1 protein-coding gene is annotated in these 549 nt (G+C 45.0%); it reads right to left on the bottom strand.

What is annotated here, in order from left to right; translation table 11 throughout:
- Window positions 1–153: 153 nt before the first annotated feature.
- Window positions 154–549 (bottom strand): helicase C-terminal domain-containing protein (locus R7Z47_RS26380; RefSeq protein ID WP_318130968.1); only part of this gene is annotated, 396 nt, incomplete at its 5' end.

Genomic DNA, 549 nt, shown 5'->3' with positions numbered 1-549 from the left:
CAATGTGAGGAGGAAGCCCCAAAGACAGCAAAGCAGGGACGGTTAGCATCCCTCCACCACCTGCGACTGCGTCAATAAATCCAGCAACAAAAGCGACTAGCGCCAACACCAACAGCATTGTCGGCTCTATCATTTCCATAAATTCTTATTCTTCTAATATTCTATTTTTCGTTTAAATGGCGGCAGTGAGTCGATAAGTGCTTGCCCGTAGCGTTTGGTTACGAGGCGTCGATCCAGAATGGTCACTCTACCAGAATCTCGTTCTTTACGCAGTAGGCGGCCCACGCTCTGGATCAGCTTTTTGCTCGCATCAGGTACAGTGATTTGCATAAACGGGTTGCCGCCTTTCTTTTCTATGTATTCTGAATGCGCTTGTTCTACTGGAGAGGTAGGAACACCAAATGGAATTTTGGTGATCACTAAGTTTTCCAGTAACTCTCCTGGCAAATCGAGTCCTTCCGAAAAGCTTCCGGTACCAAAGAGAACGCTGGTTTTGTTTGTTTCTACAAGCTTTTTATGTTTTTTTAGAATTTCTTGACGAGAACTTTC

Origin of the sequence: Vibrio sp. 1641, from assembly GCF_033339995.1 — a bacterium.
Taxonomy (GTDB): Bacteria; Pseudomonadota; Gammaproteobacteria; order Enterobacterales; family Vibrionaceae; genus Vibrio; species Vibrio alginolyticus.
This window is presented reverse-complemented; position numbering and strand designations above follow the sequence as displayed.